Annotated in this window: 17 protein-coding genes and 4 tRNA genes; 16 read left to right on the forward strand and 5 right to left on the reverse strand. The window is 36.9% G+C overall.

The features are described 5' to 3' along the window. Nucleotides 1–11 precede the first annotated feature (11 nt). From Q1B07_RS06650 to rlmH, 13 genes are all read left to right on the forward strand, one after another. Nucleotides 12–87: transfer RNA gene (locus Q1B07_RS06650), tRNA-Lys, on the forward strand. 22 nt (nt 88–109) lie between these two features. Then, nucleotides 110–181: transfer RNA gene (locus Q1B07_RS06655), tRNA-Glu, on the forward strand. Between the two features lie 30 nt (nt 182–211). Further along, nucleotides 212–288, forward strand: a tRNA-Asp gene (locus tag Q1B07_RS06660). Between the two features lie 69 nt (nt 289–357). After that, nucleotides 358–430 (forward strand) — tRNA-Phe (locus Q1B07_RS06665). 286 nt (nt 431–716) lie between these two features. Further along, nucleotides 717–2,165, forward strand: coding sequence for a peptidoglycan DD-metalloendopeptidase family protein (locus Q1B07_RS06670; RefSeq protein ID WP_299089813.1), 1,449 nt, complete (start codon nt 717–719; stop codon nt 2,163–2,165). 329 nt (nt 2,166–2,494) lie between these two features. Next, nucleotides 2,495–3,202: a response regulator YycF gene (gene yycF, locus Q1B07_RS06675; protein WP_299089812.1), complete on the forward strand. Its 708-nt coding sequence runs from the start codon at nt 2,495–2,497 to the stop codon at nt 3,200–3,202. Between the two features lie 4 nt (nt 3,203–3,206). Then, entirely contained in the window at nt 3,207–5,054 is a 1,848-nt protein-coding gene (walK, locus tag Q1B07_RS06680; protein ID WP_299089809.1) for a cell wall metabolism sensor histidine kinase WalK, read from the forward strand. Further along, nucleotides 5,047–6,384, forward strand: a complete 1,338-nt coding sequence (gene yycH, locus Q1B07_RS06685) for a two-component system activity regulator YycH (protein ID WP_299089806.1) — start codon at nt 5,047–5,049, stop codon at nt 6,382–6,384. Before walK ends, yycH begins: the two co-directional genes overlap by 8 nt. Beyond that, a complete protein-coding gene (gene yycI / locus Q1B07_RS06690; RefSeq protein ID WP_299089804.1) occupies nt 6,371–7,186 on the forward strand; it encodes a two-component system regulatory protein YycI in 816 nt (271 codons plus the stop codon). Before yycH ends, yycI begins: the two co-directional genes overlap by 14 nt. Nucleotides 7,187–7,208: 22 nt before the next feature. Then, nucleotides 7,209–8,003, forward strand: a complete 795-nt coding sequence (locus tag Q1B07_RS06695; protein WP_299089802.1) for an MBL fold metallo-hydrolase — start codon at nt 7,209–7,211, stop codon at nt 8,001–8,003. A 181-nt stretch (nt 8,004–8,184) separates the two neighbouring features. Continuing rightward, nucleotides 8,185–9,417 carry a S1C family serine protease gene (locus Q1B07_RS06700; RefSeq protein ID WP_299089800.1) on the forward strand — a complete coding sequence of 411 codons (1,233 nt, stop codon included), beginning with the start codon at nt 8,185–8,187 and terminating at the stop codon, nt 9,415–9,417. A 138-nt stretch (nt 9,418–9,555) separates the two neighbouring features. Beyond that, on the forward strand, nt 9,556–9,711 hold the full coding sequence (locus Q1B07_RS06705) for a CxxH/CxxC protein (protein ID WP_299089798.1): 156 nt from the start codon (nt 9,556–9,558) through the stop codon (nt 9,709–9,711). Between the two features lie 69 nt (nt 9,712–9,780). After that, nucleotides 9,781–10,260, forward strand: coding sequence for a 23S rRNA (pseudouridine(1915)-N(3))-methyltransferase RlmH (rlmH, locus tag Q1B07_RS06710; RefSeq protein ID WP_299089797.1), 480 nt, complete (start codon nt 9,781–9,783; stop codon nt 10,258–10,260). Here rlmH and Q1B07_RS06715 read toward each other — a convergent pair. Genes Q1B07_RS06715 through Q1B07_RS06725 form a run of 3 tightly spaced genes read right to left on the reverse strand, consistent with a single transcriptional unit; the run spans nt 10,201 to nt 12,674 of the window. After that, a complete protein-coding gene (locus tag Q1B07_RS06715; protein WP_299089795.1) occupies nt 10,201–11,916 on the reverse strand; it encodes a recombinase family protein in 1,716 nt (571 codons plus the stop codon). The two genes, rlmH and Q1B07_RS06715, sit on opposite strands and share 60 nt — an antisense overlap. Further along, entirely contained in the window at nt 11,913–12,086 is a 174-nt protein-coding gene (locus Q1B07_RS06720; RefSeq protein WP_299089793.1) for a hypothetical protein, read from the reverse strand. The genes Q1B07_RS06715 and Q1B07_RS06720 overlap by 4 nt, the downstream gene beginning before the upstream one ends. Nucleotides 12,087–12,116: 30 nt before the next feature. After that, a complete protein-coding gene (locus Q1B07_RS06725; protein ID WP_299089792.1) occupies nt 12,117–12,674 on the reverse strand; it encodes a helix-turn-helix transcriptional regulator in 558 nt (185 codons plus the stop codon). Nucleotides 12,675–13,010: 336 nt separating this feature from the next. Here Q1B07_RS06725 and Q1B07_RS06730 point away from each other — a divergent pair, with 336 nt between their 5' ends. The 3 genes from Q1B07_RS06730 (at nt 13,011) to Q1B07_RS06740 (ending at nt 14,408) form a co-directional block, all read left to right on the forward strand. Continuing rightward, nucleotides 13,011–13,457 carry a hypothetical protein gene (locus tag Q1B07_RS06730; protein ID WP_299089789.1) on the forward strand — a complete coding sequence of 149 codons (447 nt, stop codon included), beginning with the start codon at nt 13,011–13,013 and terminating at the stop codon, nt 13,455–13,457. 174 nt (nt 13,458–13,631) lie between these two features. After that, nucleotides 13,632–13,922: a hypothetical protein gene (locus tag Q1B07_RS06735; protein WP_299089787.1), complete on the forward strand. Its 291-nt coding sequence runs from the start codon at nt 13,632–13,634 to the stop codon at nt 13,920–13,922. Nucleotides 13,923–14,186: 264 nt separating this feature from the next. After that, nucleotides 14,187–14,408: a hypothetical protein gene (locus Q1B07_RS06740; protein ID WP_299089785.1), complete on the forward strand. Its 222-nt coding sequence runs from the start codon at nt 14,187–14,189 to the stop codon at nt 14,406–14,408. Nucleotides 14,409–14,480: 72 nt separating this feature from the next. On the opposite strand, the gene radC is transcribed toward Q1B07_RS06740, so the two are convergent. Beyond that, nucleotides 14,481–15,086 carry a DNA repair protein RadC gene (gene radC / locus Q1B07_RS06745; RefSeq protein ID WP_299089782.1) on the reverse strand — a complete coding sequence of 202 codons (606 nt, stop codon included), beginning with the start codon at nt 15,084–15,086 and terminating at the stop codon, nt 14,481–14,483. 221 nt (nt 15,087–15,307) lie between these two features. Continuing rightward, nucleotides 15,308–16,033 (reverse strand): hypothetical protein, encoded by a 726-nt coding sequence (locus tag Q1B07_RS06750; protein WP_299089781.1) that lies wholly within the window; start codon nt 16,031–16,033, stop codon nt 15,308–15,310. Nucleotides 16,034–16,257 lie beyond the last annotated feature (224 nt).

A 16,257-nucleotide genomic window follows, 5' to 3' on the forward strand; every position in this document is an offset into this window, starting at 1 on the left:
CATTTAAAAATGAGCCATTAGCTCAGTTGGTAGAGCATCTGACTTTTAATCAGAGGGTCGAAGGTTCGAGTCCTTCATGGCTCACCATTTTACTTTTTTGTGTTGCAATGGCCCGTTGGTCAAGCGGTTAAGACACCGCCCTTTCACGGCGGTAACACGGGTTCGAATCCCGTACGGGTCACTTGTTTTATAGCTTATAGATTTCTATTTTGGTCCGGTAGTTCAGTTGGTTAGAATGCCTGCCTGTCACGCAGGAGGTCGCGGGTTCGAGTCCCGTCCGGACCGCCATTTACATATTTGATAAATACTTCTTCTCCAAGAAGAACAATATTTCAAATCAAACTACATACTAATTATGGCTCGGTAGCTCAGTCGGTAGAGCAATGGACTGAAAATCCATGTGTCGGCGGTTCGATTCCGTCCCGAGCCACTTAAAAAGCATGATCCAAATGGATTCATGCTTTTTTTCTATTTAAGAAAAAAAATACCCCTTTGGCAACGTTTTCCTCTTAAATCAACAATATATGACAAAGTTAACCAAAATCTGTATGTAATGATACAATCCTATTACAATTTATCGATATTTAAGGCAGTTGCAAGATTCTATGATAAATTAGTAGGGTGTAGAATAACGGGAATTTTGTCGACTAAGATTATATCCCTATGGAAGAAGCTTCCTGAGTTTCTTGTACTATTAATTTAGGAGGAAAATGTCAGTGTGTAAGCGTTTTAATTGTTTGATAGAAAAGAATATTCAAGGAAAATACTCCTTTTTTAAAAAGTTAATATTGCTTGCTGCTTTAACAGCTTCCTTTACATTAGGAGCAGTTAGTGTCTCGGCAGAAACATCCTTATCAACGGTCTACCACGTATACATAGGTGATCAATATATTGGTACAGTTGATAATAAAGAGCTGATTGATCAGGTGTCAGCGTCAAAAATAGAGAAGCAAAAAGCGAGCTATTCAGATTTACCTTTAACGATTGAAGATATGGAAGTCATTCCAGAAGAAATGTTCCGACCTATTTTTAATAACGATGAGACTTTATTAAAGCTGGATCAGGAGCTTGATGTTGTTGTTGAAGCAACTGAACTAATAATTGACGGTAAAGCAGTTGCTCATTTTAAAAGTAAAGAGGATGCAGAAGCAGCTTTAAAGGCATATAAGCTTCAATATGTATCTGAATCCGCTTTGAATGACCTGGAAGCGAGTAAAACAGCTGACCAGCCTTTAGAAACATTAAAGGAAGGACAGTCTCGTCTATTAGACGTGGCTTTTTCTAAAAAGGTTTCACTAGAAGCAAAAAAAATTTCACCAGACAAAGTCATTAGCATCGATCAAGGGATCAATCTATTAAAGAAGGGGACATTAGAAGAATCAACATATATTGTCCAGGCGCAAGATGTTTTAAGTGAGATTGCCTCCAAGCATCAATTATCTCTTGAGCAATTACTAGAATTAAATCCTGGTCTTGAAGAAGACTCATTAATAAAGCCTGGTGATGAACTGAACGTAACGGTTTTAAAGCCATTTGTTAAAGTGAATGTAAAGCAGGAAATGCTAAAAAAAGAAAGCATTCCGTTTGAAACAGAAGTAAAAGAAGATTCTTCACTGCCAAAAGGCGAAGAAAAAACGCTTCAAGAAGGACAAGTTGGTGAAAGACTTGTAAACTATGTCATCCAGCTTGAAAATGGCTCTGAAATTAAGCGTGAAGATGTAAAAGAAGAGATCATCAATGAACCAGTCAAAGAAATTATTGTTAAAGGGACGAAGGTTATCCCATCTAGAGGGACAGGAAATTTTGCATGGCCGGCAGTAGGCGGTTATATTTCTAGTAAACAAGGGCAGAGATGGGGGAAACTGCACAAAGGAATTGATATTGCAAGACCAAGTGCACGGACTATTAAGGCTGCTGATAACGGTACAGTGGTTTCAGCAGGTTACAGTGGCGGTTACGGAAATAAAGTGGTGATTAACCATAATAACGGATTAAAAACTGTTTATGCGCATCTGGAGTCCATTTCAGTGTCTGTAGGACAGGTGGTATCACAAGGGCAAAAGCTTGGAATCATGGGTTCAACGGGTAATTCAACAGGAGTACATCTTCATTTTGAAGTTTACGAAAATGGCAGCTTAAAAAATCCAATGGATTATTTACAATAAGTTTGTTTAAGGTCTGACACTGAATTATGTGTCAGACCTTATTTTATTGTATAGTAAATTTTAGAACTTCCTACAGGGGTATGCATCTATTTTTTTGAGGTTATTTAAGACGTTTACGTTAAAATTTTAGTTATTTCCTACCATGTAAAAATAGTTCATTTTTACGTATTTATTTATAATGAAACATTTTTTCTTGAATTTTGTTTGATCCTATCATTAGAATAAATAACTCTCTATTTATTGGTAATCACTTAAAAAAGGTGAATCTCATCTGTGAAAATGTTACATTTAATAATAGGGTTTATACGTAAATAAAAGGGGCGAGAGCTTTGGAGAAGAAGATTTTAGTTGTGGATGATGAAAAACCAATTGCAGATATATTACAATTTAATTTAAAAAAAGAAGGTTATACCGTTTATTGTGCCTATGATGGAAATCAGGCTTTAGAAATGGTGGAGGACATTACTCCTGACCTGATTTTATTAGATATTATGCTTCCAAATCGTGATGGTATGGAGGTATGCAGAGAGGTTCGAAAGAAATATGACATGCCAATCATTATGCTGACAGCTAAGGATTCAGAAATCGATAAGGTTCTGGGCCTTGAGCTTGGTGCGGATGATTATGTAACAAAGCCGTTCAGCACACGGGAGCTGCTAGCCCGCGTAAAAGCAAACCTGCGCCGTCAGCAAACGATTGATAATAATGAACCAAAGGCAGCAACAAATGAAATTAAAATTGGCTCACTTGTGATTCATCCTGATGCATATGTCGTGTCTAAACGTGGAGAAACGATTGAATTAACCCACCGTGAATTTGAACTTCTACATTATTTATCACAGCATATTGGACAAGTCATGACGCGGGAGCATTTGCTGCAAACTGTATGGGGGTATGATTATTTCGGAGATGTTCGAACAGTAGACGTAACAGTTAGACGTTTACGAGAGAAAATAGAAGATAATCCAAGTCACCCAACATGGATCGTAACAAGACGTGGGGTGGGATATTATTTAAGGAACTCCGAACAGGAGTAATGTGATGAATAAGGTAAGTTTTTTTCGTTCAATTCATTTTAAATTTGTCATGGTTTACGTGCTCCTCATTATGCTTGCGATGCAGATTATTGGCATTTATTTTGTTAAGGAGCTTGAGACGTCATTAAAAGAAAACTTTAATGCCTCCTTATCTAAACGAGTCAGTTTGCTTGTTTATAATATTGAACAAGAAATGACCCGTAATACGAACGAAGATGAGGATGAGGATGGAGAAAAAGCAAACGATGAAATAACGACGATTATTAGTGACTTTGAGACAGATGAAATTCTTGAAGTCCGAGTTATTGATTCCAATAAAACGGTTATTGCAACCTCAAGCATCGACCAGGATATTGTTGGTAAAAAAACGACTGAGGCAATGGTCCTTCGAACATTAGTTGGTCTTGAGGACAGTAACAGCAATTATTTCATCCATCAAGAGACTGGTCAACGTGTAATGGTGATGACCCAACCAATAAAAGAAAACAATTTCAGTGATAAAACAGTTGGTGCCGTTTATATCATAGCCTCAGTAGAGGAAGTATTTTCTCAAATGCAAATCATCAATCGAATTTTTGCTACCGGTACAGGATTATCACTCTGTATAACAGCAGCACTAGGTATTTTCCTTGCTAGAACGATTACAAGACCCATGTCAGATATGAGAAAGCAGGCCATTGAGCTAGCCAAAGGAAACTATTCTCGCAAGGTTAAAGTATATGGAGAAGATGAAATCGGCCAATTAGCTGTGACCTTCAATGATTTAACAGAAAAACTTGAAGAAGCTCAGGCAATGACAGAGGGAGAAAAGAAAAAGCTTGCATCGGTTATTGCTCACATGACTGATGGAGTTATCGCAACCAACCGCAATGGGAAAGTCATTCTTATCAACAACCCTGCCTTAGATATGTTGAATGTTTCACGTGGAACGTTAAAAGATGTTCATATTACTGAATTATTGGGGATTGAAGATGGTAATACCTTTGAAAGCCTTATTGATGAACAGGAATCACTTATTTTAGATTTCAGTACGAAAGAAGAACCATTAATTATAAGGGTAAGCTTTTCTGCGATTCAAAAGGAATCAGGTAAAATTGATGGGTTAATTGCTGTTTTATATGATATTACCGAGCAAGAAAGAATTGAACAGGAAAGAAGGGAATTTGTTGCGAATGTATCACACGAGCTGCGGACGCCTTTAACAACAATGCGGAGCTATCTGGAAGCTTTGGCAGATGGTGCATGGAGGGATAATGAGATTGCGCCGCAGTTTTTAAACGTTACTCAGACTGAAACAGAACGAATGATTCGCTTAGTAAATGACCTGCTGCAATTATCAAAGCTTGATCGAACTGAATATAAGTTGAATAAGGATTTTATCAATTTTACCGATTACTTTAACAAAATTATTGATCGTTTTGAAATGACGAAATCAGAGCATGTGTCGTTTGTAAGAAATATTCCTAAAGATCCCCTTTATGTTGACATGGATACAGATAAAATTACACAGGTTTTGGATAATATCATTTCGAATGCACTAAAGTATTCACCTGAAGGAGGAAAGGTTACCTTCAGCATTGATGTCTTGCCTGCAGAGATTCAAATACGTGTTCAGGATGAGGGTGTAGGAATTCCAAAGGGAAGTGTAAATAAGATCTTTGATCGATTTTATCGGGTAGATAAAGCGAGGACTCGCAAGCTTGGAGGTACTGGTTTAGGATTGGCTATTGCTAAGGAAATGGTCCTTGCTCATGGCGGGGATATTTGGGCGCAAAGCCAAGAAGGTAAAGGAACGACGGTTTACTTTACGTTGCCATATAACCCGGAACAAGAGGATGAATGGGATGAATAAAGAATCCATCAAAAGCGCCATTTTAGTCATATTAGTCGTTATCAGCTTATTTTTTACATGGAACATGTGGAGTCTTGAGCCAACCTATGAGAAGTTTGAAGGGGAAATGCTTTTTGAAAGTGTTCCAATTGATGAAGATGCCCAAAGAAAGATGTATGAAGTGATCACACCACAGCAGATATTTATTCATTCGGGTGATAAACACTATAGTTCAATAAAAGATAGTTATGCAAAAAGTTTATGGAAGGAAATGCAAAATTGGGAGTATAGCAATCAACAGGGCTTATCGAAACAGGACTTTGAAGAGATAGTTAGTGGAACAAATATTGCAAGACTCGAACTGCGGTTTTTTGATGAAATCCCAATAGAAACCTTTCAATCTATGATAAAATGGAAGGATGAGACAAGCAGTCTTTTTGCTTTTGATCGAATTTATTTGCGAGTGGTAAAGCAGAATGAAATTCAAAAGGTTTACTTTGTTTCAGCTTCTGAAAAGGAAATTGTTGAAGCCTCTGTAAATAATTTAGATGCAAATGTTTTTGTTTCAGACCTGTTTAGCAAGCGGGAACAGTTTCAGCCTTACTTTGCTTTTCAAGCCGGAGAAGATCAGGAAATTTTGCTTCCTGAAAATCAATTGGAAGTTGATAATTTTCAATATTTTACGGAAGTTATCGACGATGAGAAGTTTAAAAATGCTTTGTTTAGTAGGCCGAGAATTGTAAAACAGGATGTAAATTCAACTAGAAATAGGTACACAGATGCAACAAGGGAATTAAATATTTATCAAGCTCAGCATTTGGTGAAGTTTGCTAATCCAACGTTAAGGATTAGTAATTCGGTAGATGCATACACCTTGTTTGAACAAAGCTACAATTATTTAAATGATCATGGCGGATGGACAGATAAGTATGTATTATTTGATATTGCAGAAAGTGAACAGGAAGTATCGATGATTATGTCTATTGAATCTATTCCAGTGATTAATTCAATGGAATCTCCGTATGGTCCGACAAAGATCACGCAAACATGGGGACAAAATGAAATCGCGATTTATCAACGTCCTTCCTATCAGCTTATGCATCCTCCGCTTACTAATAACTCTACTACACTCATGTCAGGCAGGAAGGTAGTAGAAATCATTCAAAATAATCAGCTGATTGATGCATCGCAAATTTATAATATTTTTATTGCATATGAGCTTGGAAGCTCTGATAAAGAGCAAATTGTAACGGTTTCTCCAGTTTGGTGTATCAAAATGAAGAATGGAGAGCTAATGAAGGTGAGAGAGATACTCGAACAGACTGTGGGGGATGAAAATGGAGTGGAGTAAAACAAAAACCATTTTTATACTCGCATTTCTTATCTTAGATATCTTTTTGGCGATTGAATTTTTTGAATTACGAGGAGAAAGTGATTTTGCTATTATTCAGGAAGCACAAATAGAGGAGCAATTAGCGACTGAAGGCATTGATTATGGTAACTTGCCTAATGATATTGGGAAAAGTTCTTATATCACGTCTAAAAGCCGAGATTTCACCCTGGAAGATATTAGCAAGCTAAAAAATCAATCTTTGGTTGTAACAAGTACTGACAATATTGAAAAATCATTTCGAAAATTAAACATGCAGCTTAATGAACCATTTCCATTACCAGAGGTGAATACAAAAAGTAAAATCAATCAGTTTTTAAAGGATAATATCATATCTGGGGAGCTTTATCACTTCTGGTATCGAGATGAGCAATTAAATGCGATTATTTGTGTTCAAAAATACAATAATCGATATATCTTTCAAAACAAAGAAGAACATATCGGAATGGTTATTTTATATTTGAATGATGATAATGAAATTTTCGCTTATGAGCAGTCAATGCTGGAAGATATAAAAGAGGTAGAGGACAAAGAGCAGGCAGTTTCTGCTTTAAAGGCAATTGAGGCGCTATATAACAAACGATATTTGAAAACGAATAGTGAAATAAAGCAAATTCAATTTGGGTATTACACACATATTCCGCTTTCAAATCAGCAAATTTTAGCACCAACTTGGCATATTGTTGTGGAAACGGAAGAAGAAGTGAGAGAAGAGTATTACGTTCATGCCTTAGAGGGAGACGTTTTACAATCGCCGCAATAGGGAAAAAGAGGAGTGAATACTTATGGGCTTGCAGTTTAGTGTGCTTGCAAGCGGAAGTACGGGGAATGCCATCTATGTTGAATCAGAAAACCAATCATTTTTAGTCGATGCCGGCTTAAGCGGAAAGCAAATGCAGCATTTATTTGAGCAGATCGGAAGAGATATCAAATCGCTTTCAGGTATTTTAGTTACACATGAGCATAGTGATCATATAAAAGGGCTCGGTGTCCTTGCTAGAAAATATAAGCTGCCGATTTATGCAAATGAAAAAACATGGCAGGCGATGGAAGGCTTAATCGGAGATGTTGCAACAGAGCAAAAATTTGTTTTTCAGACAGGTACTGTGAAAACTTTTGGTTCATTGGATATTGAATCCTTTGGCGTATCACATGACGCTGCGGAACCAATGTTTTTTGCTTTTCACCATGAAGGGAAAAAGCTTGCATTAATCACGGATACTGGCTATGTAAGTGATAAAATGAAGGGAACCATCCGAAATGCTGATGCGTTTGTTTTTGAAAGCAATCATGATGTCTCCATGCTGCAAATGGGGCATTATCCGTGGAGCATTAAACGACGCATTTTAAGTGATGTCGGCCATGTTTCGAATGAAGATGCGGCCATTGCGATGATGGATGTCATCGGAGATGCAACAAAACGTATTTATTTAGCTCATTTAAGTAAAGATAACAACATGAAGGATTTGGCTAGAATGTCTGTACAGCAAACATTAGCAAGCAAAGGCTTTATCACAGGCGAGCAATTTGATTTATATGACACAGACCCAGTTACCCCAACACCGCTCGTAGCGATTTAGAAAGACTTTTTAGCGTCTATTATAAAAGATAGACGTACATAGGATTTTTTTTAGTGTTCTCTGTCTTAATTTTCAGCATCAATGATAAACAAGCATGGTTAATATTAAGCAGACTAGAGAATAATGTTGATTAGATATAACACTATTCATACTTGAGTTTAGAAAGGGATGGTGACAAGTAGTGGGCTATTATGATCAAGATTATGAAAACTATGATGCGAGAAAGCAAAAAGGAAACCGCGGAGGCTGGTTTTTAGCAGGTTTGGTTGGAGCTGTTATCGGCGTGCTCATTATGTTATTTGCATTTCCTGCTATATCAAATTTTTTACCTTATAATATGGATTTAGGTGGAGAGGCTACGGAACAGGATGAGACAGGAGAATCAACCGGCCCGGTAAAAAACGTTTCTGTCAATGTGAATACCGCAATAACAGACATTGTCAATGAGGTATCAGATGCTGTTGTCGGAGTTGTCAATCTTCAGGAGGCCGGTTTTTGGAATGAGTCCGGACAAACAGAAGAAGCGGAGGCAGGAACAGGTTCAGGCGTTATTTATAAAAAAGAGGGTAAAAACGCCTTTATTGTTACAAATCACCATGTTATTGCCGGGGCCACACAGATAGAAATCAGTTTAAGCGACGGAACGAGAATCCCTGCTGAAATTCTGGGCAGTGATGAGTTAACTGATTTAGCGGTTCTTCGTGTAGAAAGTGATAAAATTAAAAAGGTCGCGCAATTTGGCGACTCTGATCAAGTAAAGCCTGGTGAGCCTGTCATTGCGATTGGTAACCCATTAGGCTTGCAATTTTCAGGATCTGTAACACAAGGGATCATCTCAGGGACAGAAAGGGCTGTTCCAATTGATGAAAACGGTGATGGACAGGTAGATTGGAATGCAGAGGTTTTACAAACAGATGCAGCCATTAACCCTGGAAATAGCGGTGGAGCACTGATTAATATGGATGGGAAAGTAATCGGCATTAATTCCATGAAAATTGCTCAAGAAGCTGTCGAAGGAATTGGTTTAGCGATCCCAGCTAACCACGCAATCCCGATTATTGAGGATCTTGAAAAATACAGTGAGGTTAGACGCCCTTATATGGGAATTTCAATGCAATCATTGAATGAGGTATCTTCTTATCATAAACAGCAAACTTTAAAGCTATCTGATGACATTACAACAGGAATTGTTGTTATGAGCGTTGCTCCAATGTCACCTGCTGCTCAAGCAGGGCTTCAAGAGCTCGATGTCATTACTGAATTTGCTGGCGAAGAACTAAAAGACGTTATCGAATTAAGGAAAATCCTATATAAGCAAGAAATTGGTGAGACCGTCGAGTTCACGTATTATCGTGGAGGAGAAAAGAAAACAGGAAAAATGAGATTAGGCGAACAAGATATGTTAGGGGGCTGATGAATCAGCTCTCTTTTTTTGAATTAAAAAAGGTTGTGGATAAAACATCCAAGACAGTTAGAAGAAGGTTTGTGGATAAATAAAAAACATGGTAAAACTATAAAGGGACATCCACATGTGGATAAAGGAGGAAGTTAAATGTACTGCTGTGAAGAACATATAGAATTAGCGATTGATATGTACGTTGATGAAAAAGAATTAGCACCTGAGATCAAAAAATTGGATAAGGATAGCAACTTATCCACAAGTTGTGAATTATGCCAAAACCCTGCAATATACATAGTGGGAAGCTAATTTCCTGCTACTAAATGTGGATAAAATAAATGGTTTTGTGGATAACTTTGTTTGAAATGGGGAAGCAGTGTGAATATCTCAATTGTGACAATTGGCAAACTAAAAGAAAAATACTTAAAGCAAGGAATTGATGAATACTTAAAACGCCTTTCAACCTATGCAAAAGTCGATATCATCGAATTGCCTGACGAAAAGGCTCCAGAAAACTTAAGTGAAACAGAAATGGAGATCGTAAAGGAAAAAGAAGGAGAACGTATCCTAAATAAAATCAGCGATGACACCCATGTCATTGCCCTTGCGATCGAAGGAAAAATGAAATCCTCAGAACAGCTCGCAAAAGACCTCGACCAGCTAGCTACATATGGAAAAAGCAAAATAGCGTTTGTCATTGGCGGCTCACTAGGACTAAGCCCCGCTGTTATGAAACGAGCAAATGACACCCTTTCGTTTTCTAAGATGACTTTTCCTCATCAATTGATGAGGTTGATTTTATTGGAACAGGTTTATCGGGCGTTTCGGATTATTCGGGGGGAACCGTACCATAAATAAAGGTAAACTATTAAGGGACTCAAGCATGTCCCTTTTATATTTACCGTATGATATGGAGCTTGTTGACCAGGTATCTAGCTGCTGTTCAAGGTCTGGATAAATCTTTTGCAACAATTCATAGCTATCGGCCATAGCATCGATGGTGAAATCAAAGAAAAGGTTAATCTTTGTAATATGACGACCTATCCCACGCTTTGCGTCTAAGCTTATCTGAATATCTTTAATGATGGAGCGGAGCAGTATCTTTTGTTCTTCTGGTTCAACCCGTGAGAGTAAAACATGAAAATCCCCTAATAATCGTTGTACTGTATCATAATCAATAGGTGAAGTATCGGCTTCGGTTATTTCCGTATTTAACGCTTTCAGGCGTTCCTCTAGCTGCTTTTTTTGTTCCTGGGAGGAGACTAGCTTTGGTTTAACAATTTCTTGTGGCAGTTCCTCGTCAAGTAGAGCATTCATTAGTTTATCTATATGGCCTGTGATTTTATTAACCTTAGACTTTAACAGCCTTATTTCCTCTTGAATGGGCTCCACTGAATGACTTCTCTGCTTATTGGTTTCTGCAATGATTTTCTTTAATGCTGCTGGGTGTGAGGCAATACTTGATAACTCTTCAAATACATGTTGTTCGGCTTTGTCCGCACGTATTGAATTTGGTCTACATGCTTCTTTGCCTTTATTATGGTATTGACCACAAGTATAGTAACGATAAGTCTGACCTGCAGCTCCTTTTGAACGGCTCGGAACCATCCCGTGACCGCATACAGGGCATTTTAATAAGCCACTGAGAATATATGGCTCTTGAGAGCGGGATGGCTTGATAGACCTTTTTTGGCGGATACTCTGCACCTTATCCCATTGTTCTTGAGTAATAATTGGTTCATGCTCGCCATCTGCAAGAATAAAGTTCTCATTTTTACCTCTGCGGCGTTTTTCATTCCAATCCTCAACTTGATTGAAGCGTATTTTACCAATGTACATTGGATTATCTAATATTTGTTTAATTGCATTAGTAGAGAAAAGTTTATTCCTTTTTGATTTAAACCCTTTTTCATTTATACGATGTGTTATAGCCTTCAATCCTAATCCTTGTTCAGCAAGATTAAAAATCTCTTTCACGATAATAGCTTCAGTATCATTTATGACCAACTGTTTGTTGACACTATCGTATCCTAAGCAAAGTCCTCCGTTGAATTTCCCTTGCTTTGCTCGTTCTGTCATCCCCATTTTGACACGGACAACAATCGTGTTACGTTCTAATTCAGCAAACGAGCTTATCATTTGAAACACCATTTTACCCATAGGAGTCGTCGTATCAAAGTTTTCATTTAAACTCATCAATTGAACATTATTGCGTTCCAGTTCATCGCTAATTTCCAAAGCATCCTTCAGTTTTCTTGAAACACGGTCTAATTTATAAACCAGAACGATATCAAATTTTCTATGACGCGCATCAGCTAATAGTTTCTTCATTTCAGGACGTCCAGCGATGCTCTTACCACTTACGCCCTCATCAATGTACTCATTAATAACTTCCATGTTCAACAGTTCTGCTTGTCTGTATAGTTCGGATAACTGAGCTTTAATGCTGAATCCTTCGGTTGCTTGTTCCTCTGTACTTACACGAGCATATATTACTGCCTTTTTAGTGTTCATTCTTTTCCCTCCGTTTCTATGTGCGTTTTATAATCCTTGTATTTAACACGGTTAATTGCTTGGGAAACCGCGGCTATAAATATTTGTTTGTTATGCTTATCATTGTGTGATTCAATAGGTAAGCTTTTAAGTCCATTATAAAAAGGTTTTGTTTTCTGCCACATATTCATAATTTACACATCCTTTTAAAACTTACTTTCTTAAGAACTTAACTCTTTAATATATCTGTTTATATCTTCATTAACTTTAAGACTCCCTTTTAATTCACAAGCGATACTTATAGGTTCTAAGAGCCTTTGGAGGAAGGTATATACTGTTCCTTGATTTGAGGATGCTGAAATTGCTGTAAGTAGATTAATTTTTTCTTCAACAGAAAACTGATTTGAATCATTAAACAAAGCTGTAGCAATTTTAAAAGCAGCATCACTAATTTTACTTTCGTCTGTTCCAAGGGGTTGCATCGGTAAATTAGATTTGACCCACTCTTCATACGGAATCCGAATATTATTTTCATGACATGTTTTAACTAAGTCCATTAAAGACTGTCTTAACTGTGCCTGGTACGTTTCGATGATGATATCTTTAATATCCAATTCCAGTGCCTTAGCTAATTTTAATGATGCTTCAAATGAAGGAGGATGTTTTTCCTTCTCTATATCGGATATGTGTGCGTGCGAAATACCGGTTTTTTCTGATAGTTGACGGAGACTAAGTCCTAAATCTGAACGTTTTCTCTTAACTTTTTGCGAAAATGTCATTGTTAATCACCTCTATTCTATTATAAGTGTAAGATTTGTTATTTACAACTATAACACGATGTAATAATATATTATTTAGATATTGTAAGATATCTCATTAACAACATGTGTTGTTTGCTATAACATAAGGTATTAGCTGCAATTTAAAATAAGCTGTATACAAGATATCTAGTTTAATCAGGTTTGGAACAAGCTTGTAAGCCAGGAACTAGTTAAGGTCGGTGTGATAAGGTTGCCACTCCTCTAACCGCATACCAATAGAGACCTTGAGGAGTAAACTTATATCTTAAGTTAATATAATGCTCCTCTGGTTTTACCAGCTTAGGGGAATTAGCATTGAAATTATCAAAGGCTTGGAACACTAAGGTGCAACAATTGCCGCCGTCTGTTGCTATAACGCATTACTATTTGTTTGAACAACACAATGAGATAGGCGATTGCCCGATTGATGGAATCGAGGTATTGACAGATTCATCTTTAGCGGCAGGATTTTATGAAATTGAGTCTCTCTTTACAAAACAATATATTAAAGCAAACGAGAAGCAGCCATATAAGGTCAGTTATTCTTTAGGTTGTGTAACAGTTATGCTTGAACCAATATTTACGTGTGTCCCTCCAGTCAAAATAAAGATTAATCCGTCCAAAGGAGGGCTTTCTCCAAAACAGTTATATGAATGGTGTAAATTTTTAGTAACTGACGTGAAACGAATATTTGTAAAAAAGGTAGATACAAAGTTAGATTTCTTTGGTCTTGACCCATATGAGTGCATGAACATAATATAGTGGTGTTCGGATTTTAGAAAGATTGATGAAGAGTATTTTAATAAAGGTACCCTTTATCTAGGAAGTGCTCATAGCAAAGTAAGGATTCGTATATATGACAAAGGGAAAGAGCAGGGGCAAAGCATTGTTTGGACAAGGGTAGAGACTACACGGTCATATGATAAAGAAGAACAGATGACTTTAATTTCTTTTTTAAATGGAGTATCGGAAATTAAGCTATTTGAAGATGTTATCATTGTGAATGCTGCAACAAAAGATATAAATGATATCCTAAGACAGTATAATGTTCAAGTAATTAACAATGGTAAGTATTCAATGATAATGACATTAAAACAGTTAGATGTTCGTAAAAGAAACCGAGTAATACGTATTTTAGATAATTTAGGTTTCGTTAATTCCTTATTACCACAATATCAAGATGCCATATTAAAATGGAGAAGGCAGGACAACGAAACTTTTTTATAATAGGTGTTACAAAACCAACATTTTCATAGGATTATATATAGATGTAATGACTTTAATATAACAGTAAGTGAATAAAAAGTGGGCGAAATCAAGGATAAACGTAGATGTAAAGGGGAGCTATCAATAAATATTAACTATACAACCAATTAGATGAAATTGACAATTCTACTGTCTTTTACAAATCTACCAGATAGTGAGATGTAGTAATAGAATCCCTTTTAGTTCCATATAATGTATTATCATATGCTAGGAGGGGCTATTATTATGTTAAAGGTTGGACAAACTGTTAGGCATAGAATGGAAGGTTATAAGGGGAAAATCGATATTATCTATGATTCGAACGAATATGAAAGTAATAAGGTACATAAAGATATTTGCGTGGTTAGAGTTCCAGGAGAAATTCTTCCTAAGCATGTCCATTCTAGTGAATTGATGCACGATGGAAGGACTCCAAGATGTCATAGTAAGAAATGCAGAAAATTGTAAAAGGTACTTATAATTATAAAAGGATAGGGACCAACAATAAGTCAGTCCCCATTTTAACCCTTTCTTAAAATTTTATAGGTATCCTTTTTCTTTTAAACTAATATATTTTTCATGTCCAATTATTAGGTGGTCAAGAATTTCGATGCCCACAACCTTTCCAACTTCGGCAAGACGTTTGGTAACCTCTATATCTTCACGACTTGGTTCAGGTTGCCCACTTGGATGATTATGAGCCACTATGGCACTGGCACAACTGCGACGAATTAAACATTTGAACGTCTCGCGGGGATGCACAATCGAAGCATTTAAAGAACCGACAAAGACCGTTTCGCGAAACAGTACCTCATTTTTCGTATTAAGGCCTAAGCAAACGAATTCTTCCCTATTTAGGTATTGCATGTCTTTTAAATAGCGATAACCATCTTCAGGGCTTCTAATTGCAAAACGAGTCTCCATTGGAGTTGGATTCATACGAGCTAGTTTTAAGGCGGATATAATTTGTTGGGCTTTAACCTTGCCAATCCCTTTGATTTGCATGAGTTCTTCTTCTGTTACTTCAAGTAATTCCTGAATGGACGGAAAGCGGCTGAAAATCTCATTTACAACATATCCATCTTCTTTTTCTCTGATTGTAGCAGCCAGTAAAATTTTAAATGTGTATTTATCAAAAGTATTCATATAATATTCCTCCAGTTTTTTGAAATAAAAAAGGAGAGACAAATGTCCCTCCAATTGATTGAAATAGATTTTTTCTGTATGATGTTTATAAGGTGATTATTGGTGAGTTCGTAAATTGAGCTCATCTTTTTTTGTGCATTAAAAAAGCCCCTAGAATGCTGGTTGCACTCAAAGAGCTTCATGGGTTAGTTTTATAGCTAATGTTCATTTGATTCACCTCCTTAGGGCTGTTCCTTAAGTAGCAATAGGTCCTGGATAAAAGATGATGCTTGTTGTTTTGTTAGCATTGTACTATGCTCCACGTTGTATTGCATCCTCATTAGTTCCCTTGCAACCTCAGGAAGCATGTTGATTTCTTTAACTGTTCTAAAAATCATTTGTAGCTGCCTTTCAGTGACTGGTTCATCACCTCCTTTAATTGAGGCTGACTTTGGTAAGTCCTCAATATCCTGTGTAAATATCCCACTAGCTCTAGTTGCTGATAGTACTGCATCAATTAATGCACGTTTCTTTGCCATCTTTAGAAGTGTATTGATTACGCTGAATGGGTCTTGGTTAATATACGCTTTCTCTTTGTTGTTACATGTTCCGATTCCTTCAGCCTCCATTAGACCTGTTTGCTTACTAATAAGAGTGACCTTTACCTCATATGCAAATATCCCTTTCTCCCAGTTCTCAATACGATTTATGATGCTTACTTGTTTGGAGAAACCAAATATGTCACATAACTTTTCTGCCCCAGGTTTAAGTAATGTTGGCTTATCAAAGCCCTCAATCTGCCCATAGTCAATTCCTTCTGTCATGAATTCTTTTACAAATTGTTCTAGCATGTTGATTCTAACTTTCGCTTCTTGTAATGAGATTGCTAGACTAGGAACAATTGCGATTTGCTCATTTTTCCCTGACATTGGAATTACATTGCGAAGTTTTCCTATTGTATCCTTCACTATTGCTTCACTCCTTTTTAATTACGATTCTCGTAAGTTACTGCTTCTTTCAAAAAATGAGACTGGAATTTCCAGTTCATCATCACGACAGTAGTATTTAAACCTCTCAAGTTTTATTTCAAGCTCTTCTAAACTTCGAATTGTACATTTAATACCAAGGCACCATAGACCTTTGATATGGGTATCTTTTACCGGCATTGAGCCAAGAACCCTGACCATTCACC

The organism is uncultured Metabacillus sp. (assembly GCF_947503125.1).
Taxonomy (GTDB): Bacteria; Bacillota; Bacilli; order Bacillales; family Bacillaceae; genus Metabacillus.